General features: G+C 64.5%; 24 protein-coding genes. 12 read left to right on the forward strand and 12 right to left on the reverse strand.

Annotated features, from left to right (window positions below; genetic code table 11):
• Positions 1-11: 11 nt before the first annotated feature.
• The 6 genes from BLT60_RS17465 to BLT60_RS24105 all read right to left on the reverse strand — a co-directional run bounded on the left by BLT60_RS17465 (position 12) and on the right by BLT60_RS24105 (position 4436).
• On the reverse strand, positions 12-563 hold the full coding sequence (locus BLT60_RS17465) for a L,D-transpeptidase (protein ID WP_090878321.1): 552 nt from the start codon (positions 561-563) through the stop codon (positions 12-14).
• 57 nt (positions 564-620) lie between these two features.
• Complete coding sequence (locus BLT60_RS17470; RefSeq protein ID WP_139167876.1) at positions 621-956, reverse strand: hypothetical protein; 336 nt, start codon at positions 954-956, stop codon at positions 621-623.
• A gap of 91 nt (positions 957-1047) precedes the next feature.
• The gene (locus BLT60_RS17475; protein WP_244521312.1) at positions 1048-2283 is read right to left on the reverse strand and encodes a multicopper oxidase family protein; all 1236 of its coding nucleotides are present in this window, start codon (positions 2281-2283) and stop codon (positions 1048-1050) included.
• Between the two features lie 246 nt (positions 2284-2529).
• Entirely contained in the window at positions 2530-3417 is an 888-nt protein-coding gene (locus BLT60_RS17480) for a c-type cytochrome (protein WP_090878327.1), read from the reverse strand.
• Positions 3417-4064, reverse strand: a complete 648-nt coding sequence (locus tag BLT60_RS17485) for a c-type cytochrome (RefSeq protein ID WP_090878329.1) — start codon at positions 4062-4064, stop codon at positions 3417-3419. Before BLT60_RS17485 ends, BLT60_RS17480 begins: the two co-directional genes overlap by 1 nt.
• Before the next feature lie 36 nt (positions 4065-4100).
• Positions 4101-4436, reverse strand: a complete 336-nt coding sequence (locus tag BLT60_RS24105) for a hypothetical protein (RefSeq protein ID WP_139167877.1) — start codon at positions 4434-4436, stop codon at positions 4101-4103.
• 227 nt (positions 4437-4663) lie between these two features.
• Here BLT60_RS24105 and BLT60_RS17490 point away from each other — a divergent pair, with 227 nt between their 5' ends.
• A complete protein-coding gene (locus BLT60_RS17490; protein ID WP_244521313.1) occupies positions 4664-5500 on the forward strand; it encodes a DUF305 domain-containing protein in 837 nt (278 codons plus the stop codon).
• A 108-nt stretch (positions 5501-5608) separates the two neighbouring features.
• Here BLT60_RS17490 and BLT60_RS17495 read toward each other — a convergent pair whose 3' ends face one another.
• The 5 genes from BLT60_RS17495 to BLT60_RS17515 all read right to left on the reverse strand — a co-directional run bounded on the left by BLT60_RS17495 (position 5609) and on the right by BLT60_RS17515 (position 10097).
• The gene (locus BLT60_RS17495) at positions 5609-5893 is read right to left on the reverse strand and encodes a copper-binding protein (protein ID WP_090878332.1); all 285 of its coding nucleotides are present in this window, start codon (positions 5891-5893) and stop codon (positions 5609-5611) included.
• Positions 5894-5936: 43 nt separating this feature from the next.
• Positions 5937-6428: a cupredoxin domain-containing protein gene (locus BLT60_RS17500; RefSeq protein ID WP_090878334.1), complete on the reverse strand. Its 492-nt coding sequence runs from the start codon at positions 6426-6428 to the stop codon at positions 5937-5939.
• Positions 6429-6480: 52 nt separating this feature from the next.
• On the reverse strand, positions 6481-7842 hold the full coding sequence (locus BLT60_RS17505) for a multicopper oxidase family protein (protein WP_090878480.1): 1362 nt from the start codon (positions 7840-7842) through the stop codon (positions 6481-6483).
• Between the two features lie 13 nt (positions 7843-7855).
• Positions 7856-9328 (reverse strand): TolC family protein, encoded by a 1473-nt coding sequence (locus tag BLT60_RS17510; protein WP_425285029.1) that lies wholly within the window; start codon positions 9326-9328, stop codon positions 7856-7858.
• A 322-nt stretch (positions 9329-9650) separates the two neighbouring features.
• Positions 9651-10097, reverse strand: a complete 447-nt coding sequence (locus BLT60_RS17515; RefSeq protein WP_139167878.1) for a hypothetical protein — start codon at positions 10095-10097, stop codon at positions 9651-9653.
• Positions 10098-10327: 230 nt separating this feature from the next.
• On the opposite strand from BLT60_RS17515, the gene BLT60_RS17520 reads away from it, so the two are divergent.
• From BLT60_RS17520 to BLT60_RS17535, 4 genes are read left to right on the forward strand one after another with little or no spacing between them, the layout of a single operon-like run.
• Complete coding sequence (locus BLT60_RS17520; RefSeq protein ID WP_090878338.1) at positions 10328-11194, forward strand: FAD binding domain-containing protein; 867 nt, start codon at positions 10328-10330, stop codon at positions 11192-11194.
• Complete coding sequence (locus BLT60_RS17525) at positions 11191-13509, forward strand: xanthine dehydrogenase family protein molybdopterin-binding subunit (RefSeq protein WP_090878340.1); 2319 nt, start codon at positions 11191-11193, stop codon at positions 13507-13509. Before BLT60_RS17520 ends, BLT60_RS17525 begins: the two co-directional genes overlap by 4 nt.
• A 1-nt stretch (position 13510) precedes the next feature.
• On the forward strand, positions 13511-14002 hold the full coding sequence (locus BLT60_RS17530) for a (2Fe-2S)-binding protein (protein WP_090878341.1): 492 nt from the start codon (positions 13511-13513) through the stop codon (positions 14000-14002).
• Positions 13999-16266 (forward strand): xanthine dehydrogenase family protein molybdopterin-binding subunit, encoded by a 2268-nt coding sequence (locus BLT60_RS17535; protein WP_090878343.1) that lies wholly within the window; start codon positions 13999-14001, stop codon positions 16264-16266. Before BLT60_RS17530 ends, BLT60_RS17535 begins: the two co-directional genes overlap by 4 nt.
• 13 nt (positions 16267-16279) lie before the next feature.
• On the opposite strand, the gene BLT60_RS17540 is transcribed toward BLT60_RS17535, so the two are convergent.
• Complete coding sequence (locus BLT60_RS17540; protein WP_280138935.1) at positions 16280-16882, reverse strand: cupin domain-containing protein; 603 nt, start codon at positions 16880-16882, stop codon at positions 16280-16282.
• A 106-nt stretch (positions 16883-16988) separates the two neighbouring features.
• On the opposite strand from BLT60_RS17540, the gene BLT60_RS17545 reads away from it, so the two are divergent.
• The 7 genes from BLT60_RS17545 (at position 16989) to BLT60_RS17575 (ending at position 22107) form a co-directional block, all read left to right on the forward strand.
• Positions 16989-17411 (forward strand): hypothetical protein, encoded by a 423-nt coding sequence (locus BLT60_RS17545; protein ID WP_175478502.1) that lies wholly within the window; start codon positions 16989-16991, stop codon positions 17409-17411.
• Positions 17408-17830 carry a cupin domain-containing protein gene (locus BLT60_RS17550; protein ID WP_090878349.1) on the forward strand — a complete coding sequence of 141 codons (423 nt, stop codon included), beginning with the start codon at positions 17408-17410 and terminating at the stop codon, positions 17828-17830. The genes BLT60_RS17545 and BLT60_RS17550 overlap by 4 nt, the downstream gene beginning before the upstream one ends.
• Positions 17827-18681: a nitrilase-related carbon-nitrogen hydrolase gene (locus tag BLT60_RS17555; protein WP_090878350.1), complete on the forward strand. Its 855-nt coding sequence runs from the start codon at positions 17827-17829 to the stop codon at positions 18679-18681. Before BLT60_RS17550 ends, BLT60_RS17555 begins: the two co-directional genes overlap by 4 nt.
• 39 nt (positions 18682-18720) lie before the next feature.
• The gene (locus BLT60_RS17560) at positions 18721-19320 is read left to right on the forward strand and encodes an SRPBCC family protein (protein WP_090878352.1); all 600 of its coding nucleotides are present in this window, start codon (positions 18721-18723) and stop codon (positions 19318-19320) included.
• Positions 19321-19493: 173 nt separating this feature from the next.
• Positions 19494-20363: a branched-chain amino acid ABC transporter permease gene (locus BLT60_RS17565; protein ID WP_175478503.1), complete on the forward strand. Its 870-nt coding sequence runs from the start codon at positions 19494-19496 to the stop codon at positions 20361-20363.
• Between the two features lie 12 nt (positions 20364-20375).
• A complete protein-coding gene (locus BLT60_RS17570; RefSeq protein ID WP_090878356.1) occupies positions 20376-21341 on the forward strand; it encodes a branched-chain amino acid ABC transporter permease in 966 nt (321 codons plus the stop codon).
• The gene (locus tag BLT60_RS17575; protein WP_090878358.1) at positions 21334-22107 is read left to right on the forward strand and encodes an ABC transporter ATP-binding protein; all 774 of its coding nucleotides are present in this window, start codon (positions 21334-21336) and stop codon (positions 22105-22107) included. Before BLT60_RS17570 ends, BLT60_RS17575 begins: the two co-directional genes overlap by 8 nt.
• Positions 22108-22120: the final 13 nt, after the last annotated feature.

The following is a 22120-nucleotide window of genomic DNA, read 5'->3' on the forward strand; positions in this document are numbered from 1 at the left end:
TCTGGTGCGACCTAGAGGATGACGACCCTGGCGCCGACCGGGACCCGCTCGTACAGCTGCTCCACATGGGCATTGATCATGCGGATGCACCCGTTGGAAACGGCGCGGCCGATCGAGCTGGGCTGTGTCGTCCCATGGATGCGGTACATCGTGTCGGTCCCGCCACGATAGAGGTAGAGCGCGCGGGAGCCGAGCGGGTTGCCAGGGCCGCCCGGGACGCCATTGGCGTAGCGGGCATACTGTTTCGGCGACCGCTTGATCATCGCCTTGGTCGGCGTCCAAGACGGCCACTTGGCCTTGCGGCCGACCGTTGCGCTACCTTTGAGGCTGAGGCCGGCGCGACCGACACCGACGCCATATCGGGTCGCATATCCGCCGCGCTCGACGAAGTAGAGAAAACGGTTCCGGGGATCGACGACCAGCGTTCCGGGTGCGTAGCCACGGTACTTCACGCGTTGGGGTTGATACTTCGGATCAAGCTTGAAGGTGCTATGGGCAACGGCGGAAGCCGGTGCGACCATCGTCGCGCCCAAGCCAAGAATAAACAGTCTGCGGTCCAGCATCGTGGAATGTCTCCTGTGTCTGATGAGGGCGCCACCCTGGAAAGGCGGCGGTGCGTATCACGACGCAGGAATGGGCGGACGCAGGTCGGGACCGAACGGGATCCGGGACAGTTTCGCGCCCGTGGTCAGCCAACTCACGGACGCCAGCCGGGTGCGCGGGTGGAGCGGTGCCGGATGAGGGGTAACAGCCTCGAACGAGCAACTGCCGGTGCCGCTGCCGCAGCCGACCCGGCTGATCACCACCGGATCGGTCGTGTCGGAGGCCTGATCGTAGACGATATCCGCGCCGGCCGCGGCCTTCTTCAGGGCCGAGAGCGGCGCGTGTCCGCTGAGGGCCAGGGTGAAGACGGCAATGAAGGCGAGTGCGAAAATGCGCCGGATCATGGCTGACACGCTAACATCCCTGCCGTCGCAGGAAAATTAACGCATCCGCACAAAATCGTGACTTCGATCGAGGAAATCCACATGACGCTCTCGCGTCAGCTCAGGTGACTTCGAACCACGTCTTCATTCCGGCGGCCTGGTGCTCCAGCATGTGACAATGGAAGAGCCATTTACCGGGGTTGTCGGCGACAAACGCAATCCTGGTCGTTTGTGTCGGGCCAATCAGGAAGGTGTCTCGCCACGGCCTGTGGTCGATCTCGCTGTCGCTGCGCGCCACGATCCGGAAGTGGTGACCATGGACATGCATCGCGTGCGGGAAGGCGGTGTCGTTGGTCACGTTGAGGATGACCGACGTGCCGCGTTCCACACCAAAGAAGGGCTCTGGCGACAGGCCCGCCACGCCATTGAAGGCCCAAACCTGTCTGGATGCGAACAGCTCTTCGCCTTCCAGGTATCGTCCGTCGACGATCGCGCCTGTCATTCGCCCCATCATTCCGCCGGCCATGTCGAGGTCGAATTCGACGGCATTGGCAAGGTCCGGCTCGGGGAGGAGGTTGGGAAGCAGCGCCGGCGCCTCTGCCTCCTGATCATCCGCCGGCGTGACCACGAACTGGCCGAAAGCGAACGGGTCCCCGGACATTTCGATCAGCGCGAGCGTGCCCGGCGCTCCTGGCGTCACCAGCAGGTCCATCCGTTGGCCGGGCCCAAGCAGGAAGGGATTATAGGCAAGCGCCTCCGGCGCGGCGAGCGGCTGGCCGTCATAGGCGACGACCGTCGCACCCAGCGACTCCAGGTCCAGTTCCAGGATCCGGGCGTTCGCCGCATTGATGAGCCGGACCCGGGAGGTCCTCCCCGCAGCCAGGGGGATGTCCGGACGCGTTGCGCCATTGATCGTCAGCCAGTTGCCGAGACGCCCGCCGTGGGACCAGTCGCCCATATCGCCGAAGCCTTCATCGATCCGGCCGGATGGACTCACCCGCCAGTCATCGAGAACCAGCGTGACGTCCTGCGCCGGGGCGAATGCCGGTTCGGCTTCGTCGACGATAAGGGCGCCGTAGAGACCGCGCTCCACCTGTTCCCAGCTTCGATTGTGGGCGTGATACCAGTAGGTGCCGGCATCGGGTACGGTGAAAACGTAGTCGAAGGTATCTCCTGGCTCCACTGCCGGCTGGGTCAATCCCGCAACTCCGTCCATGCTGTTCTCGATCCGGATACCGTGCCAATGGATCGAGGTCGGCTGGTCCAGTTCGTTGCGAAACCGGACGCGAATGGTGCCGCCCTTCCGCCCCCGGATGATCGGGCCGGGAACGGCGCCATCATATCCCCATATCGGCACCTCCGGGCTTCCTTCGCCTAGCAAGGGAGCCGTGCCCGGACGCGCGGTCAACTCCAGGAAATCACCTGTGCCGGCGAGCGACATGCGGGGGAGGAACGGGCTGGCGGCCACGACACCGGCCGCCTGCATGAATCGTCTTCGTGAAATCAAGTGATGACCTCTTTGGTTTGGCATGACCGCTCTTGATTGGACCCGTGCTGGCCGCGACGCCGATACCGGCGCGCTGCTTGTCCTGCGGCAGGCGTCTCAATCCTCGTCCAGAAGGAAGGTCGCGAGATCTTCCAGGTGCAGGGGCAGGAGGTAGGATGTCCCGTCGCTGACGACTTCCTTCATCGACCCGCCCAGGACATCGCCGTCGGGTGCGATTCCTGTCCGCAACGCTGTGATCAGGGCCTCGCGCGTCCACCCGTTGGCCCGCAGCGTGGCCGCGTCGATCGGCGGCGACGATCCGCCGTCGAGCATTGCCGGATCGCCGGTGTAGGCTCTCTCCAGCATGGGCGCACCGGCCAGGTTGCGGGGCGTGTGACAGGCGCCGCAATGGGCAAGTCCGTCGGCAATGAACCTGCCCCGGTTCCAGGCCGCGCTCCGCGCGGGGTCGGTCTCGACGACCGGCGGGGCGGCGAATACGGCGCGCCAGACCCGTAGCCCCGAGCGCAGGCTGAACGGAAAGCCGACATCGTGGTCTCGCGACGGCGTGGCGTCCGCCGGAACCGTGCGAAGCGCGGCCCATAGGTCGGATACGTCCCGGTCGTTCAACGAGGCATAGAAGGCATAGGGAAATGCCGGGTAGTAGGGTGTGCCTCCCGGCGAGATTCCATGTCGCAATGCCCGCGCAAAATCCTCAAGCGACCAGTCACCGATGCCGGATTGGGCATCCTGCGTGATGTTCGGCGAGTAGAAGGTTCCGAACTTGCTCTCGAGGGCAACGCCGCCGGCGAATGGCGCGCCGCCGCCGGAAGCATCGGTGTGGCAGGCCACGCACCCGGCGACGCGGGCCAGATAGGCGCCGCGTTTCACATTGGGCGCGGTCGCCTCGATCTGGATGGGATCAAGACCAGCGGGCATCGTAATGAAGGCACCCAGCGAAATGGTTGCCAGAACGACTATGGCGAGCGCGGCGAGGGCGATCTTCATCAGTTCGCTTCCCGGAACGCCGCGTGGCAACTGGCGCAGGCATCGGTAATCTCGGCAAACAGGGCCTGGGGCGACGGTCCGATCTCCGCCGGTGCCTCAGTTGCGCGCGTCGATACCCTGGGTTGCGGCTTGAGGCCGAGCAAGGCTCGCTCGTCGAGCGACGCCCACATGTCGCCCGGAGCCTCCGGCCCGGATACGACCGGCGCGGGCACGGGTGGTGACCCGTCCCGGTCGGCAGCCGCGACGAGTTCGGCGGCCAACTGCCTCAGCCTGATGGCGAGCCGCGAGAACTCCGTCCAGTTTGTCCAGATCTCCGGTGTGGCCACCGATGGGGAATCGAGGCTTCCCTCTGGAAAAAGCTGCAGCATGGTCTCCCCGGCGTGACCCTCGATGACTCGGGCGGCCTGCCTGACGACAGCCGGATCAAACGCGCCGCCCGCGAATGACTGGGAGAGCGTTTTGACCGATTGCGCCATGTCCATCATGCCGTTCATCCGGTCACCGACGATGCCCGTCGCACCGCCATGGGCGAACACGCCCCCGACGGCGCCAGCAATTGCGACAACCGCCGCGATCGAAATCGAAGCAAATCTCATTTCGTCTGTCCTGGCCTTCAGAATGTCAGGAACCGGACCATGCGCAGACATGCCGCATGATCCGATAATGCCGTAAATCCGAAAGGGTCAGACGCGGGGAGGGGGATGCCGTGGAGATGGGGCCGTGCCACAGAGCGAGGCATTCGCCAAGTCGCGTGGCGGCAACGACGCATCGCAAGGGTGGTCGATCGCCGTCATGGCGGAAAACAGGATCGCTCCACCGCAATGCAACGGTGAGTCCTCCTGCCCGGACGTGTGGGAATGACGTTCGTCGTCGATCGCATGGGATCCATCCCCGGCGTGGGGATGCGGGTCCGTCGCCTCGACGACCGTGACGGCATCGCCGACCAATGTGTCGGCATGGGCATAGGACGCCAAGCCTGCCAGCAGCGAAATGATGACGATGAGTCGGGCAACCACCATTCTGTCAGCCTAGGTCTCAGACGCGTCCTTATTGTGGCAGATCACTGGCCTGCGGCAATGCCCGAGGACGTCAATGGATGCCGAGCACTGCCGTCGGTCTTTGGTCCGGGCCGCCAGGGACTCTGGAACAATTCGGCCGCCGCCGCGTTGTGTATATACCCTTCGGGGGTATGCGCGATGACGAAACGGAGGCTTATCCACCAATGTCCTATCTTCGATTCGGGGCGATGATCGCCACCTCAACGATCGTCATGTTCATCCTGATGTACTTCAATACCTATGTATTCGAGCATGTATACTTCAGTGAAACCCGCACTTACATGGCGATCGTCATGGGGGCGATCATGGCCGTCATCATGCTCGGTTTCATGTGGGGGATGTACAAGAACACCGCGGCGAACTGGATCATCATGGCCGCTGCGTTTGTCGTATTCGGCGCGGCGCTCTGGCTGGTCCGCAGCCAGGTCACGGTGGGTGACCTCAGCTACATGCGGGCGATGATTCCCCACCATTCCATCGCCATCATGACCTCCAAGCGCGCCGGACTCTCGGACCCTCGCGTCCGCAAGCTCGCCGACGAAATCGTCGCTGCGCAGAACAAGGAAATCGCCGAGATGCGATACCTTATTCACGATATCGAGGCGAACGGAGACGCCGGAGACGCGTGGCCTCTGGGCACTCGGCCGGCTGAGCCGGCAACGTTGGACGAAGCGCTGGCATCGGCCGAGGTTGCGGTGCTCGACCTTGAAGGCCTGACTGACGAAGAGATTTCGGGAACCATCGGTGGTGCGGCGTCCTGTTCATTCGAGCGGGCCGTCCGGAGTCCGCCCGTCCTCGTTGTCGCGAAGGACGGCGCCACCGGTGTCATGAAACTCAGCGGTCGGCTGGTCAGGCTCGTCGGGAGCGAGGAAGCGGACGCGACAGACGCCGCCGTTGCATTCGAGACCGACGGGGCGCGACTTGTCGTGATGCCAACTGCGGACAACGATCAGGCCGACCTGCTGTTTGAACTCGATCGCGGGTTGCGGGTCGGGTATGCGGGCTATTGGCGCTGCGCGGCCTGACCGAACGCCCGTCGGGACCGCCCATCATGGACGACGCCGACCGGTCGATCGCCGGTCGGCGCCAGTCAGTGCCAGGCAGCCGTTGACCGCTGCCGGGCAGGATTTCGATCACTTGATCTCGACGACCGTCAGCTTGCCGTCGACACGATCGGCGACGAACTCGATGGTTTCGCCCTCCGCCAACTGCTCGAGCATCGCGTCATCCGCCGTGCGGAAGACCATGGTCATTGCCGGCATATCAAGGTTCGTCAGTTCCTCATGGATGATGGTCACTTTCTTTGCCGTGACATCGACCTTCTTGACGACGCCTTTCGTGTACTCAGCCGCGAATGCAGCGGGGCTGACGATCGAGGCAAGGGCAGCGGCAAGCGTCAGCTTCGTGAACCAGTTCATTGGTCAGTCCTTTTCAGAATGCCTGATGACAGGCGGGGTTGAGTCAGTTGCGCGCCATCGTCTCGACGACGTTCAAGTCGCCCCTCATCCCGGACTCGTAGTGTCCCGGGATCAGGCAGGCGAATTCGAAATCGCCGTCATTGACGAAGCTCCAGAGGATTTCGCCGCTTGCGCCCGGCGCGAGGCGAATGGCGTTTGGATCGTCGTGTTCCATTTCAGGAAATTTCGCCATCAGGGCCTTGTGCTCCTGATTGCGTTCGCGGTCATCGACAACGAATTCATGGTCGAGTTCCCCGGAATTGATGACGATGAACCGGATGGTTTCGCCACGCTCAACGTCGATGACCGAGGGCTTGAAGATCATCTCCCCATCGTCGGTTTCGGCCATCTTCACCTTGATGGTGCGGGAGATCTCCGAGGCATTTCCGGGTACGCCAACCATCATCTGGTCGTGACCTCCGGCATGGGTGCCTTCGGCGAAAGCGGCCGTCGTAGTGAGAAGTGCCAACGCAGACAGGATCAGTGTTTTGGTCATTCGTCTTTCCTTGATGAGTCCAGATCCGGATTTTTAGGTTCGTTCGTCGGTTTCAGCTCTTCGTGCGCGTCCTCCCCGGCGTGATGGTCGTTCTGGCGTTTTCGGCCCTGGCGAGATCAGGGAGTTCTCCCGTCCATTCGTAGGCCTGCGTCCCGGGAGGGTTCTCGAACCACCCGGGGTCGGAATAGTCGTCCGAGGCCAACCCCTCGCGGACCTTCACGACCGAAAACATGCCGCCCATTTCGATGGCGCCGTAGGGACCCCAGCCCGACATCATCGGTACCGTGTTGTCCGGCAACGGCATCTCCATCTCGCCCATGTCGGCCATGCCCGCCGTGCCCATCGGCATATATTCGGGCTGAAGCCCGCGGATCTTTCGCGTCAGGTCCGATTTGTTGACGCCGATGAAGGTGGGGATGTCATGGCCCATCGCGTTCATCGTGTGGTGCGACTTGTGACAATGGATGGCCCAATCGCCTTCGTACTTCGCGTCGAACTCGTAAGCCCGCATCGCCCCCACCGGAATGTCGATGGAGACCTCCGGCCACCGGGCTTCCGGCCGCACCCAGCCGCCGTCCGTGCAGGTCACCTCGAAATCGTAGCCGTGCATGTGGATGGGGTGGTTGGTCATGGTCAGGTTGCCGACCCGGACCCGGACGCGATCGTGCTTGTTCACCACCAATGGATCGATGTCGGGAAACAGGCGGCTGTTCCAGCACCAGAGATTGAAATCGACCATCGTCATGACCTTCGGCACATATGAGCCGGGGTCGATGTCGAAGGCGTTGAGCATGATCAGGAAGTCGCGATCGACCGGCATGAAGGCCGGGTCCCTGGGGTGGACGATGAACATGCCCATCATCCCCATCGCCATCTGGACCATCTCGTCGGCGTGCGGGTGGTACATGAACGTCCCGCTCTTCACGAGATCGAACTCGTAGACGAAGGTCTTGCCGGGCGGGATGCCTGGATGGGAGAGGCCGACCACACCGTCCATGCCCGAAGGCAGGATCATCCCGTGCCAATGCACCGAGGTGTGTTCCGGAAGCTTGTTGGTGACGAAGATCCGGACGCGGTCGCCCTCGACGGCCTCGATCGTCGGCCCGGTCGACTGGCCATTGTAGCCCCAGAGATAGGCGGTCATGCCCTCTGCCATCTCCCGCTCCACCGGCTCGGCGACGAGATGGAGTTCCTTCACACCATTGTTCATCCTGTGCGGAAGGGTCCAGCCGTTGAGCGTCACCACCGGCTGGTAGTCGGGGCCGGTGGAGGGATGGAGCGGCGGCTGGGTGGCCGCCGTTTCCATCAACGCGGCCTCCGGCAGTCCCATGTTGGTGGTCTTCGTCCAGGCATTTGTCGAGACGAGAGCGGCGCTTGCCGCGCCGACCCCCAGGATCTGGCGTCTGTTAAGCATCGTGTTCATCCTTTCAGTGAGCTCCACCGCCGCCGTCGGGAACGGCCGTCGCCTGCCCACCCGCGCCGGCAGCGCCCGAGCCGCCGCCGTAGATCGCAGACGAGAGTTCCTGATCGGCCAGCCAGAATTCGCGTTTGGCGTTGGTGGAAAGGAGGATTGCGTTGATCCTCGCGCGCGTGTCGGCGAGCAACTCGAATGTGTTGGTGATCATGCCGTTGTAGGTGAGGAGGGATTCCTCCTCGATCGCGACGCGCAAGGGGAGGACGTTGTTCCGATAGTGGCGCGCAATGTCGTAGGTCGAGCGATAGGCCAGATAGGCGGATCGCGCCTCGGACCGGACATTGACCGCTTTCTCGGCAAGCAGGTTCGCCGCGCGCATATGGGCCAGTTCGGCCTTGCGAAGCCGCGCCTTGCCGCTGTCGAAGATCGGGATGACGAATTCGAACTCTACCTGCGGCGTGACCACCGTCCTGGTATCGCCGTCCTCGACTTCGCGTTCCGCTTCGATCCCTGCGATCACCTCCAGATCGGTGACGTATCGCGTGGCTTCGGTGAGACCGTAAGAGCGGGCGACCGCCTCCAGTTCCAACCGGGCGATCTGGAGATCGATCCGTCGGCGCAGCGCCTCGGCTTCGATCGCATTCTTCTCCTTGACGGACTTGGGGAGCGGTGGGAGTTCGTCCGGCACGAAGAAGTCCACGTCCTCGCCCCACAGCCCCATCAGGCGGGCAAGTTGCTCCTTTGCCAATCTTGCGGCGAGCCGCGCCTCTGCCTTCTGTCCAGTGAGTTCGGCATAGAAGACGTGCTCGCGCGCCTGTCCCGCCTTGGGCAGTGCGCCGCTTTCGCCCAATCGCTGGGCGAGCTCCGACGCCGCATCGGCGGCCGCTTGTGCCTGGTTCAGATAGGCAACCGTTTCGAAGGCGGCCACGGTATCGATCCAGGCCCGCCGCGTCGCCGCTGCAAGGCTGAGGGTTTCGAGGACGGCCGTCAGTTGCGCCTGCCTGAAGCGCGTATCGGCGATCTCGACGCGACTCCTAAGTGTGAGCATGGCCAGGATGTTGTTGGCGATCACGGCTTCGATGGCCCGAAATGCGCCGAGCGCAGGCGCCGCGATCCCAAGAGCGCCAACCGAGACGGTCGGGTTCTGCGGCAGGGCCTGCTGCCATACCTCGGCGGCTGAAATGCCGACCTCCGCATAGGCTGCCTGAAGGCCCTTGTTGTTGATCAGGGCGACTTGCACGGCCGTGTCGGCGCTGATGGTCTGCCCGTAGACGCGTTCGTGAACCTGCTGCGCGATCGCGGTAGCCTGTTCCCGGGACTGGACCCAAACGGTCTGTTTGCCGGAAGCCTCCGATGATTTCATTGCGACGGTGGCAAAGCCCGCGTCATCGGCGGAATACTGGACAACTTCGGCCGCTGTCACGCATCCCCCGAGGATGAGTGGCACGGCGATGACGGCGAGCCGCGAAGCCGACACGCCCTTCACGATCCACCTCCGCCGTCGGGGCCCTGGTCGTCATTCAACTGACGCCAGTTCCGCGGGGGCAGGGGTTGCCGGTTGTTGTACTCGCCTACAGTGCCGCCTTCGGCGGTGCTGCGGATACCGACGTCAATATCGGAGGGCGATCGAAATGGCAGCGGATCTGACAGAGGCGCGGACACGCACCCGCCAAGCAGTGCCGGAATGAGCCCGGCAAGCAGGAATGGTTTCATCAATGAACAGCCTGAACACGAGTAGTGTCGTGTCCTTGAGGACGCACGATCCCAAGGACGCCAGCGCTCTCACAGGAGAGCAGGACCGCGTTCGACTATTGGGGAGGCCGGATGGGGAGCAGGCACGCGCCGAGAAGGGCCGCCGGGTCGGCGGGCGTGGCATACTGCTCAGGGAGCAGGCTCGAACACTCCGCAGCGGCGACAAGGACCGCCATGCTCGGGGCGCAGGAATCGGCGCAACAACCGTCGTTGTCGAGGCTGAACGGGCCGTCCATTCCGGAATGGCTGTCCGCCGCCGTCTGGCAATCACCTCGCACACCCGCGATATGACCGGTGTGGCCGCTCGCCGCCGAACCGGCGTCGGTAACCTCGACCATACCAAACGCCTGAGCGGCGCCGTGCGTCGTCGATGCGAAAAAAGCCGGATAGGCCGCCAGGACAAGCGCAATCGCCAGACCGACGACGACGCGTATCCTTCTCCAGCGAATCTTTTCGGCGCTCACCATGGCGAGATATTTCGCTGCAGTTTTCGCAATCGTCAATTCAGATAATGTTGACAGCAGTCACATGATCGTCATCGAAACGATCAGGCTGCTATCGGGTGCGATGCCGCCGGGACACCTTGTCGATGCGGCCAGTGCGGGCCGACCTGTGAACCCTTGAGGTTCGGCGGCCAAAGCCCCGGTCGTTCCATATCCGGACCCTAATTTTGGTTGGACAGCGCAAGAGGGGAATGATAGTAAAAATCAACGAATTTTGATGTGGTTAAAATATGAAACCCGCCGCCTTTTCCTATGAGTCACCTTCGACACTGGCGGAAGCCATGAAGCTGATCAAGGCGAACGCGGCGGATGGCCGGGTGATCGCCGGCGGCCAGAGCCTCGTGGCGGCGATGAATTTTCGTCTCGCGCGCCCTGACGTCCTGATCGACCTGAACGGTGTGAAGGAACTCGACTTCATCGAGGAAACGCCCGGCGAACTGGTGATCGGCGCGATGACGCGCCATGCCGCGTTTCACAAGCCGGTTTGCGACGGTCCGCTTGGCCGGTTGCTGTCGAAGGTCGTGCCGAATATTGCCCACTATCCGATCCGCAACCGGGGGACCTTTGGCGGATCCCTGTGCCATGCCGATCCAGCCTCGGAATGGTGCGTGGTCGCCGCGACGCTCGACGCGACGATGAAGATCGGCAGCGCCGAGGGTGATCGCGAGGTGCCGGCCGCCGACTTCTTCCGCGGCAGCTTCACCACCGCCGTCGAACCCGGCGAGATCCTGGTCGCGATACGGTTGCCGAAGCTGGACGCGGGATGGGGCACGGGCTTTTACGAATATTCACGGCGCAAGGGCGACTTCGCGCTGGCCATGGCGCTTACGGCGCTGCGCGTCGAGGGCGGCGCGATCAGCGCAGCCCGGGTCGGGCTTGGCGGCGTGGCCGATCACGGCAAGCGGATGGCCGACCTCGAGGCCGCGCTGGTCGGCAAGCCGGCGACGGCGGAGACCTTCGCCGAGGTGGGCAAGCTGGCCAGCACGCTGGTCAGTCCCTATGGCGATATCCACGGGTCGGCGGAATACCGCCGCGACCTGACCGCGACGGTCGTGGCGCGCGCCCTCGCCGAAGCGGCGGACGAGGCGACGGCATGAACTGGGTCGGACGCCGCCTGCCGCGGCTCGAGGATCCGACATTGCTGATGGGGTTGGGACATTTCGTTTCCGACCTCAAGCAGGGCGCGCTGGCCGTCAAGTTTGTGCGCAGTCCCGTTGCCGCGGGCGTGATCACCGAGATCGAGCGCCCCGATCCGGCCGAGATGGCCGGCGACGTCTTCACCGCCGCCGATCTTTCCGACGTCGGCAACATCCAGGCGGTCCTCAATCGCCCGGATTACCGGCGGGTGCCGCATCCGGTGCTGGCCAAGGAGCGCGTCTCCTTTACCGGTCAGCCGGTCGCGATGGTCATCGCCGCGACAGAGGCGCTGGCGGAGGATCTCGCCGAAAGCGTCTTCGTCGATATCGACGCGGAAGATGCGATCACGACCTTTGACGAGGCGCTGGCGGAGGGCGCGCGGGCGGTTCATCCGGAAGCCCCTGGCAACGTCATGGTCGAGGGCAGGATGCGCACCGAAGGCGTCGACGCGGCGTTCGCCTCGGCCGCCGCGGTTGTCTCCTTCGATCTCAAGTCGGGGCGCCAGTCGGCGATGCCGCTCGAGCCGCGCGGCGGGGTAGCCGACTACGATCGGGCGAGCGGTCGCGTCACCCTCCATGCATCGGTTCAGATGCCGCACATGCTGCGGACCGGGATCGCCGACGTCCTGGGAATTCCCGAGTCCGACCTGCGGGTGGTTGCCCCGGAAGTCGGCGGCGGCTTCGGCCAGAAGATGTCGCTGTTTCCAGAATATATCGCGCTGGTCTGGGCGGCGCGGCGGCTGAAGCGCAAGGTCGCCTGGATCGAGGACCGGCGGGAGAATTTTCTCGCCTCGGCGCATAGCCGCGACCAGCGGTTCACCATCAGCGGCGCCTTTGATGGCGAGGGGCGCCTGCTGGCGATCGATGCCGACCTCCTGTCGAATGTCGGGGCATTCTCCTGCTACCCGGTTTCGTGCGGGGTCGAGCCGCTGATGGCCTTCGCGGAACTGCCGGGTCCCTATGTCGTGCCGGAATACGGCGTCCGGTCGCGCGGCGTGACGACGAATACCTGCATGATGGCGCCGTATCGCGGCGTGGCGCGGCCGATGCTCACCTTCACCATGGAGCAACTGATGGATCGCGCCGCGATCCAGCTGGGTATCGACCCGGTGGAGATCCGGCGGCGCAATCTCATCGCGGCGTTCCCGTATCGCTCGCCGACCGGGTTGGTCTATGACGAGGGTTCCTACCTCGAAGCCATGGAAGCGGCGGTTCGCATTGCCGACATTCCGGCCTTCCGCGTCCGCCAGCAACAGGCGCGCGAGCAGGGACGCTATCTCGGGATCGGGCTTTCGGTCTTCGCCGAAAGGACGGGCTACGGCACATCCGCCTACGCCGCGCGGAAGATGGAGATCGTTCCAGGCTACGAGACCGTCGATTGCGAGATGGACCCGTCCGGCCGGGTGACCCTGCGGATCGGTTCCTCGCCCCACGGGCAAGGGCTGAAGACCGCGCTTGCCCAACTCGTCGCCGACCGGATCGGACTGGCGCCGGAGGATGTGCGGGTGATTTCCGGGGACACCGACACAACGCCATATGGCTGGGGAACCTTCGCCAGCCGCTCGATGGTGATCGCCGGCGGCGCAAGCCATCTCGCGGCGGACAAGATCGCGACCAAGCTCCGCAGCGCCGCGGCCCAGTTGCTCGAGGTCGAGAGCGATACGATCGAACTGAAGGACGGGATTGCCACCGCGAGCGGCACCAACCGTTCGCTGCGCATCGGCGAACTGGCCCGCGCCATGCACCACGGCAGCCATCAATTTGGCGACCTCGGCGGCGGGCTGAAGGAGCACGGCTTCTACGATCCCGACGGCACCTTTTCCAATGCCTGTCATATCGCGGTGGTCGAGGTCGACCCCGACACGGGCGGCGTCCGTATCGAGCGTTTCATCGTGGTCGAGGATGCCGGCAAGCTCATCAATCCGCTGATCGTCGACGGCCAGATCACCGGCGGCGTCGCCCAGGGCATCGCCAACGCCCTGTTCGAGGAACTCGTCTATGACGAGCACGGGACGCTGCTGACCACTTCGCTGGCCGACTACCTGCCACCCACGGCAATGGAAATCCCGACCATCGAGATCCACCACATGGAAACGATCTCCCCGGAATCGGTGACGCAGGCGAAGGGCGTCGGCGAAGGCGGGGCGATCGGCGCGCCGGCCGCCGTCATCAGCGCGATCACCGACGCGCTTTCGCCCTTCGGCATCGCGATCGATGCGATGCCGGCGACGCCGGACAGGATCCGGCACGTACTTCGCGACGCCCGAGGCAACTGAGATGACCGAGACACGAGACATCACGCTTGACGTGAACGGAAAGCGCCACGCCCTGTCGGTCGAGCCGCGCAAGAACCTGGCCGATGCGCTGCGGGACGATTGCGGCCTGACCGGAACCCATGTCGGATGCGAGCACGGTGTCTGCGGGGCCTGCACGGTGCTGGTCGACGGCCGCGCCGTACGGTCCTGCTTGATGTTCGCGGTCCAGGCCGAGGGCACGGCCATCGAAACCGTGGAGGGGCTCGCGTCGGAGGATGGCGAACTTCACCCGTTGCAGCAGGCATTCTGGGACAAGCACGGGCTTCAATGCGGCTTCTGCACGCCGGGCTTCCTGATGCTGGCCGTCGGGGCGCTTCGGGAGAATCCCGAGATGACCGATGTCGAGATCCGCGAGCTGGTCTCGTCGAACCTGTGCCGTTGCACCGGCTACCAGAACATCCTGACCGCGGTGCGCGCCGCGGCCGATGTCATGCGGGCCGGCACCAACGGATGAGCGCCATCGGTCGGAGCATCCGGCGCATCGAGGACCGGGCGCTGCTGACCGGCAACGGACGGTTTGCCGCCGACCTCAATCGCGAGCACCAGCTCCACATGCGGGTTGTCCGTTCGCCGGTCGCCTTCGGGCGCCTGGTCGAAGTCGACGCGTCCGACGCGGCGGATGTGCCCGGCGTCGAGGCGATCTGGACGGCGGCGGACATCGCCGAGCTTCCGCAGATCGACTTCCGGATGACGAAAATCACCGGGATGGAGCCGTATCGCCAGTGGTGCCTGGCGAAGGACTATGTGCGCTATGTCGGCGAGCCGGTGGCGGTGGTTTTCGCCAATAGCCCGTATGCCGCCGAGGACGCGGCGGAACTGGTCTTCTGCGACATCGACGAGGTTGACGCCCATCTCGAAGCGACCGCGGAGCCGGTCGCCTTCATGCCGGAGACGATGCCCGGTCTGCTGACGGAACCGGCGGTCCTGCACAAGTCCTGCGGCGATCTGGACGCGGCCTTCGCCGAGGCGGCCGAGGTCGTCGAACTCGAACTCAAGGTTGGCCGCCATACCGGTGTTCCCCTCGAAACCCGTGGGGCCCTGGCGGTCCATGACGCGGCCACGGACACCGTCACCATGTACGGCGCGGCCAAAGTGCCGCACTACAATCGCGGCGCCATAGCGGCGATGCTCGGCCTGGCCATCGACAGGGTGCACCTGTCCGAGGGGCATGTCGGCGGCGGGTTCGGGATCCGTGGCGAGCTTTATCCCGAGGACGTTCTGACCTGTCATGCGGCGAGGCGGCTCGGCCGCCCAGTCAAGTGGATCGAGGATCGCAAGGAACACCTGATGGCGGCTAATCACAGCCGCGATCAAGTGTATCGCATGCGGGCCGCGATCGCCCCGGACGGTTTCCTGCTGGGGCTCGACGTCACCTTCATCACCGACCAGGGCGCCTATGTGCGGACCCATGGCGCGACCGTCTCCGATCTTTCTGCCGCCCTCCTGCCAGGCCCCTATGTCATCCCCGCCTATCGCGTCGCGGGCCATATCCGGCTGACCAACAAGACGCCTGCCGGCACCTACCGGGCGCCGGGCCGGTACGAGAGCACCTTCGCGCGCGAGCGCTTGATGGACGCGATCGCCGCGCGTGTCGGGATCGATCGGCTCGAGGTCCGCCGGCGCAATCTCATTCCCGAGTCGCGCATCCCCTTTGATCGCGGCATGGACACGTTGGGCACCGGCGTCGTCTACGACTCCGGTCGCTACCACGACCTGCTGGCCCGGCTGGAAGCGCATGTCGGCTGGGAGGAACTGGCGGCATCGATCGCAGAACGCCGTGCGGCCGGCGAGATGGTCGGCCTCGGCCTCGGCTATTTCATCGAGAAGAGCGGACTCGGCCCCGAGGACATGGTGCGCATGCGGGTAGCGCCGGACGGTGGAATCCGGATCATCACCGGCGCCGCGTCGGTCGGCCAGGGCATCGAGACGGCCATGGCGCAGATCTGCGCCGACAGTCTGGGCGTTGATACGGCTCGCATCGCGATCGTCCATGGCCAGACCTCCCTGATCGAAAAGGGGATGGGGGCATTCGCCAGCCGGGTGACCGTGATGACGGGATCAGCGATCAAGATCGCTTCGGAAGCGCTGATCGAGGCGGCCCTCGATATCGGCGCCAAGCTGTTCCAGGTCGATCGCGCGAGCGTCGCCTATAAGGCGGGCGAGGTACGGGTGGCCAGCAGCGACCGGGCCATGAGCCTCGCACAACTCGCCTCGGCCTGGGCCGAGCAGGGCGGCCTGGCGGCCGAGGGGACCTTCCGGTCCGATCACATGACCTATCCCTACGGCATCCACCTCGCGCAGGTTCGCATCGATCCGGGGACCTGCGACGTGCTGGTGGAGCGCTACACGGTCGCCTATGACATTGGCCGGGTGATCAACCCGATGCTGGTCGAAGGACAGATTGTCGGCGCCGTGGCGCAGGGTCTGGGCGGCGCGCTCTACGAAAACTTCGAATATGACGAGGCTGGCCAACCGCTGGCGACAAGCTTTGCCGACTACCTCATGCCGACCGCACTGGAGGTGCCCGAGGTCTTCACCCTGGTCCGGGAGGACGCGCCGAGCCCGATCAATCCGCTCGGCGTCAAGGGTGCGGGCGAGGGCGGCATAACCGCGGTGGGCGCGGCCATCGCCTCGGCGGTGGACGACGCGGCGGGGCGACCGGGCATGGTGACGCGATTGCCGATCACGCCAGACAGGCTGCACGCCTGGCTGGCCTGAGCCGGCGCGCGGGCTACTCGCGCGTGGTGTTGAACCAGACGGTGCGGGCGACGCGGTCGCCGTGGTTCCAGATCCGGTGGCTGCGCCTCGACGAGTAGGAAATCAGGTCGCCCTCGTTGAGGATGTGGCTCACGCCGTCGACCTGGACGGTCAACTGACCGTCGAGAACCAGCCCGTATTCGTAGCCCTCGTGCTGCAGCGGATCCTCGTTGCTGCCGGTCTTGGGCGCGTATTCGTTGATTGCTATTGAAATTCCGCGATAGCGATCTTCCTTGAGCATCCGGCGGACGACATGATGGGCCGTCTCGACGATGATCGCGTCGGCGGCCCTCGTGACGATCCTGTCCGACTGCTCGTCATTGGCGCTCAGGAAGTCCGACATCGTGGTTCCGAGCGCTTCGCCGACCACGACGAGGGAGCCGATCGACGGCGAGGCGAGGCCGCGCTCGACGAGGCTCAGCATGGAAGAACTCAGGCCGCACGCCTCGGCGAGCGCATGCAGGGTCATGCCCCGGCTCTTCCGAATTTCCCGAATCCGACGGCCAATGGCCTCCAGCGCTCTCGCCGGGCTGTCGCTCGTTTCCGCGGTTTGTCGTGCGGTCGCTTCCTTACCCACGTGGGATCTTCCTTCTTTGCCGCCAGCAGCCCGGACAGGCTACATCGATTCCATCAAACGTTTATTGACGGTAGTTCAAATTTCAATAGAATAAAAAAATGTCAGCATGATCAAAAAAAGGCGCCCAATGTCTTCCGATTCAGAGCCACAGGTGCAGGTCATTGATTCAGGTGTAAATCACAAAAAGCTCGCGCTCATCAAGGGCAAGGGGACGGCCTTCGCAGTGCTGTGGCCGGGAAACGGGGCGCGGTTCCGCACCATGCAAATCCTCCAGATGGAGGCCGGCGACGAGACCATCGACCTCCGTCATCCCCATGATTGCGTTTATTATGTTTCAAATGGCGCCGGTCAGGTGCGGGACCTTTCGTCCGGCGCGGCGCAGGACCTGATCGAGGGCTCGATCGTCCATATCGACGCACGGGACGGCTATCGGATCGAAGCGGGCGCGGACGGGATGCGCATGGTCGGCGGGCCTGTGCCGGCGGACCCCGAACTCTATGCCTCCCTCACCGCGGAGTTCGCACAATGAGCATTCGAGTCTTTCACCGCGACGAGCCGACCCTTCGCCTGCCACTCATCTCCAAGGATGCGCGTTTCGTGGTGTGGCCCGGAACCGACGCCTGGAACGCCAACATGAATTATGTCGTGCTGGAACCGGGCGAGGCCAACGTTCCTCACATCCATGAAAAGTCCGAGGACTCGATCTTCATCCTCGAGGGCGAGGGGCTGGCCGTCGACTACACGAACGACGTGAGCCTGCCGTTCCACGCCGGTTGCGTCGTGCATGTCCCGGCCGGGATCAAGCACGCGATCATCGCCGGCAGCGAGTCCCGCGTGGTCAGCGTCGGCGGGCCGGCCCCGGCCGATGTGCCGCTGCTGCGCAAGATCGGTGCGATTCCCCAAGACGCCGAGCTGCCCGATCACTACTGCGTGGATCTGTCAAAATGACAGATGCCTTCCCCGTTGCGGCGGTTCAGTTCGGAGCACGGCTTTACGCTCCCGACGAGAACCGGGCGCGCGCCGAGACCGCGATCCGGTCGGCGGCGGGGAAGGGGGCGAGGCTGGTGGTCCTGCCGGAACTGGCGATCTCGGGTTACGGCCTGGATCCCGAAGGCCTGGCGCGGTCGGCCGAGCCGGGCGACGGGCCGACGGTCACCGGCTGGCAGGCGCTCGCCGCGGAACTCGACGTTGTCATCAGCGGCGGCTTCTGCGAGACCGCGGGCGGGAACCTGCATAATTCCGCGGCGCTGGTGACGCCCGAAGGCAGCGCCACGCTATACCGGAAGCTCCACCTGTTCGACGGTGAGAAGAACGTCTTCTCTCCCGGCGACCGCGGGCTGCCGGTGGTGGAAACCGCTCTGGGCCGGATCGGTCTGTGCGTCTGCTACGACCTCCGTTTTGTCGAAGTGGCTCGCGCCCTGGCGCTGATGGGCGCCGATGTGATCGCCGTGCCGACCGCCTGGGTCGGGGGCTTTGATCGCAATGCCCGCGACGCGATGGGCTTCATCGGGCAGGCGCGGGGGGCAATGGTTCAGGCGAACCTCAACCAGGTCGCCATGGTCTGCGCTTCCCAGTCGGGCGGCGATCAGGGCATCCGGTTTCTCGGCTCCTCCCTGATCGTCGATTCCTTCGGCGAGTGCCTCGCCGGTCCGTCGGAACAGGACGCGGACGAAACGTTGATCGCCTCCCTCGACATCGCCGCGATCCGGGCCTCACGGGTCCGCTCGGCGCTGGTGCGGCCGCGCGAGGACCGACGGGTGGACGTGTACGGGCTGACGGTATCCGGGACGACCTATTGAACCTTGAACGAAACCTCGGGACACGGATGAAATGACGACATGAAGCTCCAACAGACCTTCGTCGTGGCTCGTCCCGAAGACGACGTCTGGGCCTTCTTCCACGATATCCCCGCCGTAACGGCGTGCCTGCCCGGCGCGGAATATCTCGGCGACAAGGGCGAGGGGATCTACGCCGGCAAGATGTCGATGAAGGTCGGCCCGTTCCAGGCGAGCTTCGACGGCGAGGCCAATGTCGACTACGACGACGCCGCTCGCACGGTCACCATGCAGGGCAAGGGCGTCGACAAGAAAGGCGCCAGCCGGGGCAAGATGTCCATGGTCTGCAACCTCACCAATGCCGAGGGCGGGACCGGCGTGGCGATCGATGCCGATGTGCAGTTGTCCGGCGCGATCGCCCAGTTCGGCCGAACCGGGATTATCCACGAAATCGCGAATGTCCTGATCGCGGACTTCGTCCGCAACGTCGAGGCGCGGCTGCCGGCCGGTGGCGAGGCGGCACCCGGCGACGGCGTCGAAGCCGATGGCAACAAGGGTCAGGGCGCCGTTCCACCTCCGGCGCCGCGGCCGGTTGGTGGGCTGAAGCTCCTGATGCTGTCGTTGCTCGGCCTGGTTCGCGGGCTGTTTGGGCGAAAAGGGTGAACATGCCTCATTGGAAGGCATCTTTTGTGACGGCGAGCCATTCTTTAGTCATGCCTCATAATTGAGTTTGGATAAAAAGAATTTCATAATGTTGAAATTAAGCTAGCCTGCCCTGGTTCGATTGGTTGGAGTTCCGGCCAGAGTGAATGCGGTGTTGTGAGGAAAAGGCGCGAATGGACATCATCACTTTCGGCCTGATCTCGGCGAGTGTGATCCTGCTGTCGTCCGTCGGCTTCGCGCTGATCGTTCAGGTCGAGGGTTTCCTCAACATCGCCCACGGGCAGATGCTGCTTCTCGGAGCCTATTCCGGGCTGTTCCTGTCCAACCTCGGCCTCCATATCATTCCCGCCAGCATCGGCGCCGCGATCTTCTGCGGCCTGGTCGGCGCGCTGTTCTACGGATTGCTGTTCCGGCCGGTGAAGGCCAAGGGCGTCCTCGTGCTGCTGTTCACCTCTGTCGGCGCCGCCTACGTCATCTACGGGGTGGTTGGTGCGATCGCCGGCAAGCGCATGCTGGCTTTCGACCTGCCGCTGGTCCGGGCGATGAAGCTGTTCGGCCAGCCCTTCATGACGATCTACGAACTGGCGATCGTCATCGTCGCGATCGCCGTCGCGCTCTGCCTGCATCTCTTCCTCGCCTACACCCCGGCCGGAAAATCCATCCGGGCGGTGGCCGACAACGAGGACCTGGCGCGGGCGCGCGGCATCGACCCGCTTCGGACATCCTACCTGGTCTGGTTCGTCGCCTCGGCCCTTGGCGGCCTCGCCGGCGTGTTCCTCGGCATCATGGGATCCCTGCACCTTTCGATGGGGTGGCAGCAGATCATCATCATTCTCGCGACGACCGTCCTCGGCGGCATCGGCAGCCTCTACGGCGTCATGCTGGCCGCCTTCGTCATCGCCTTCGGGATCGAGATCGGTCTGATCTTCGTCCCGGCCAGCTATCGCTCGGGGCTCGCCTTCCTGATCATCGTCGTCGTTCTTCTCGTCAAGCCGCAGGGGCTGCAAGCCCTGTGGGGCGGCGGGCGCGACAGAACGCACTGAGGGGAGGGCACCATGGAAGGTCTCATCCTCTTCGCTGTGAGCATCTCCACGCTGGGCGCGATCTACGCGATGCTGTGCCTGTCGCTGAATCTCGAATCCGGCAATGGCCCACTCTGGGACCTCGGGATCGTCTCTTTCTTCGGGATTGGCGCCTACACCTACACGCTGCTCACCGCCGATCCGGCCCTCGAGCAACAGTCGTTCTTGCTCGGCCTGGGCCTGCCCATGTGGATCGGGGCGATCGGCGCGGCCGCCGGCGGTGGAATCGCGGCCTGGCTGATTGGCCTGCCGACGCTGCGTCTCAAGCGCGAGTATTTCCTGATCGCGACGCTGGCCTTTGCCGAGATCATCCGCCAGGTCTTCGCCAACGAGAACTGGCTGACCAACGGCGTCGCCGGAATCTACGGCCTCCGGCAACCGTTCAAGAGCTACTTCGACGCCGCCGACTACAGCTACGTGCTGCTGGCGCTGACGCTGTGCGGCCTGGCCTTCACCTGGTACGTGACCCGGCGGATCATTGCCTCGCCCTTCGGACGGGCCTGCAAGGCGTTGCGGGAAAACGAACCGCTGGCGATTACCGCCGGCATCGATCCCCAGAAGACGTCGATACGGCTCTTCATGATCTCGGGCGCGCTGTCCGGCTTCGCGGGCATGTTCTACGTCTGGTATAACACGCTGATCATTCCCGGCCAGTTCGTCGCCGACCTGACCTTCTTTATCTGGGCCGCCCTGATCATCGGCGGCATCGGCAACCAACGCGGTGCGCTTGTCGGCGGCTTCATCTTCATCTTCCTCCACGACTCGCTCCGCTTCCTCCAGGTGTCGGGCGAGATGGCCGTGGCGTTCACGTCGTTGCGTACCGCGCTCATTGGCCTCGCGTTGATCCTCATCCTGCGGTTCCGTCCCGAAGGCATCTTCGCCGAACGGCCCGTGCGGTTCGACCTGCCGGCCCTGAAGCGGGAGGCGCGCGATGCTTGAGGTCAGCAATGTCACGCTTTCCTACGGCGGCGTGCGGGCGATCGACGATGTTTCGCTGACCGTCGCCAAGGGGCGGATCGTCGGCCTGATCGGCACCAACGGAGCCGGCAAGACATCCCTGTTCAACGTCATCAGCGGGTTCACCCGCGGCGACAAGGGCAGCATTCGCTTCAATGGCGCTGCGATCGAAAACGTGCGCCCCAGCGAGATCGCCCAGCTCGGGCTCGTCCGCACCTTCCAGACGCCCCTGGGCTTTCCCCGGATGACGGTGCTCGAGAACATGCTGGTCTTCTCTCGGGCCGACGCTGCTTCGCGCGGCCGCATCTTCGGGCGATCGAAGCCGGATGGAGCGATCCTCGAGCAGGCGATGGCGACGCTCGATGAATTCGGCCTGGCGTCGCGCGGCAATGACCTGGTGCAGGACCTGGCCGCGCCGGAACTGAAGATGCTGGAATTCGCCCGCGCCATGATGGGCGACATCAAGCTGCTGATGCTCGACGAGCCCGCCGCCGGTGTGAACCCGGCGCTTCTCGAAAACCTCACCAGCCACATCCGCTCCCTGCGTGACCGGGGCGTGACCTTTCTCGTCGTCGACCACAACCTCAAGTTCATCAGTTCGGTCTGCGAGGAAATCTACGCGATGGCGGACGGACGCGTGATCGCCCACGGCGACAGTGCGGACGTCATCGCAAATCCGGATGTCATCCGTCTCTACGTCGGGACGGGCGGCGCCGACAACAGCCTCTCGAAGGAGGCGGAAGCATGATCCTCGACAACCA

This window comes from Bauldia litoralis, from assembly GCF_900104485.1.
GTDB lineage: Bacteria > Pseudomonadota > Alphaproteobacteria > Rhizobiales > Kaistiaceae > Bauldia > Bauldia litoralis.

What these genes read in the sequence shown, in the direction of transcription:
- BLT60_RS17465 (WP_090878321.1), bottom strand. Translation starts at nt 563, where the DNA reads ATGCTGGACCGCAGACTGTTTATTCTTGGCTTGGGCGCGACGATGGTC.
- BLT60_RS17480 (WP_090878327.1), bottom strand. Translation starts at nt 3,417, where the DNA reads ATGAAGATCGCCCTCGCCGCGCTCGCCATAGTCGTTCTGGCAACCATT.
- BLT60_RS17485 (WP_090878329.1), bottom strand. Translation starts at nt 4,064, where the DNA reads ATGTCTGCGCATGGTCCGGTTCCTGACATTCTGAAGGCCAGGACAGAC.
- BLT60_RS24105 (WP_139167877.1), bottom strand. Translation starts at nt 4,436, where the DNA reads ATGGTGGTTGCCCGACTCATCGTCATCATTTCGCTGCTGGCAGGCTTG.
- BLT60_RS17490 (WP_244521313.1), top strand. Translation starts at nt 4,664, where the DNA reads ATGATCGCCACCTCAACGATCGTCATGTTCATCCTGATGTACTTCAAT.
- BLT60_RS17495 (WP_090878332.1), bottom strand. Translation starts at nt 5,893, where the DNA reads ATGAACTGGTTCACGAAGCTGACGCTTGCCGCTGCCCTTGCCTCGATC.
- BLT60_RS17500 (WP_090878334.1), bottom strand. Translation starts at nt 6,428, where the DNA reads ATGACCAAAACACTGATCCTGTCTGCGTTGGCACTTCTCACTACGACG.
- BLT60_RS17505 (WP_090878480.1), bottom strand. Translation starts at nt 7,842, where the DNA reads ATGCTTAACAGACGCCAGATCCTGGGGGTCGGCGCGGCAAGCGCCGCT.
- BLT60_RS17520 (WP_090878338.1), top strand. Translation starts at nt 10,328, where the DNA reads ATGAAACCCGCCGCCTTTTCCTATGAGTCACCTTCGACACTGGCGGAA.
- BLT60_RS17525 (WP_090878340.1), top strand. Translation starts at nt 11,191, where the DNA reads ATGAACTGGGTCGGACGCCGCCTGCCGCGGCTCGAGGATCCGACATTG.
- BLT60_RS17530 (WP_090878341.1), top strand. Translation starts at nt 13,511, where the DNA reads ATGACCGAGACACGAGACATCACGCTTGACGTGAACGGAAAGCGCCAC.
- BLT60_RS17535 (WP_090878343.1), top strand. Translation starts at nt 13,999, where the DNA reads ATGAGCGCCATCGGTCGGAGCATCCGGCGCATCGAGGACCGGGCGCTG.
- BLT60_RS17545 (WP_175478502.1), top strand. Translation starts at nt 16,989, where the DNA reads ATGATCAAAAAAAGGCGCCCAATGTCTTCCGATTCAGAGCCACAGGTG.
- BLT60_RS17550 (WP_090878349.1), top strand. Translation starts at nt 17,408, where the DNA reads ATGAGCATTCGAGTCTTTCACCGCGACGAGCCGACCCTTCGCCTGCCA.
- BLT60_RS17555 (WP_090878350.1), top strand. Translation starts at nt 17,827, where the DNA reads ATGACAGATGCCTTCCCCGTTGCGGCGGTTCAGTTCGGAGCACGGCTT.
- BLT60_RS17560 (WP_090878352.1), top strand. Translation starts at nt 18,721, where the DNA reads ATGAAGCTCCAACAGACCTTCGTCGTGGCTCGTCCCGAAGACGACGTC.
- BLT60_RS17565 (WP_175478503.1), top strand. Translation starts at nt 19,494, where the DNA reads ATGGACATCATCACTTTCGGCCTGATCTCGGCGAGTGTGATCCTGCTG.
- BLT60_RS17570 (WP_090878356.1), top strand. Translation starts at nt 20,376, where the DNA reads ATGGAAGGTCTCATCCTCTTCGCTGTGAGCATCTCCACGCTGGGCGCG.
- BLT60_RS17575 (WP_090878358.1), top strand. Translation starts at nt 21,334, where the DNA reads ATGCTTGAGGTCAGCAATGTCACGCTTTCCTACGGCGGCGTGCGGGCG.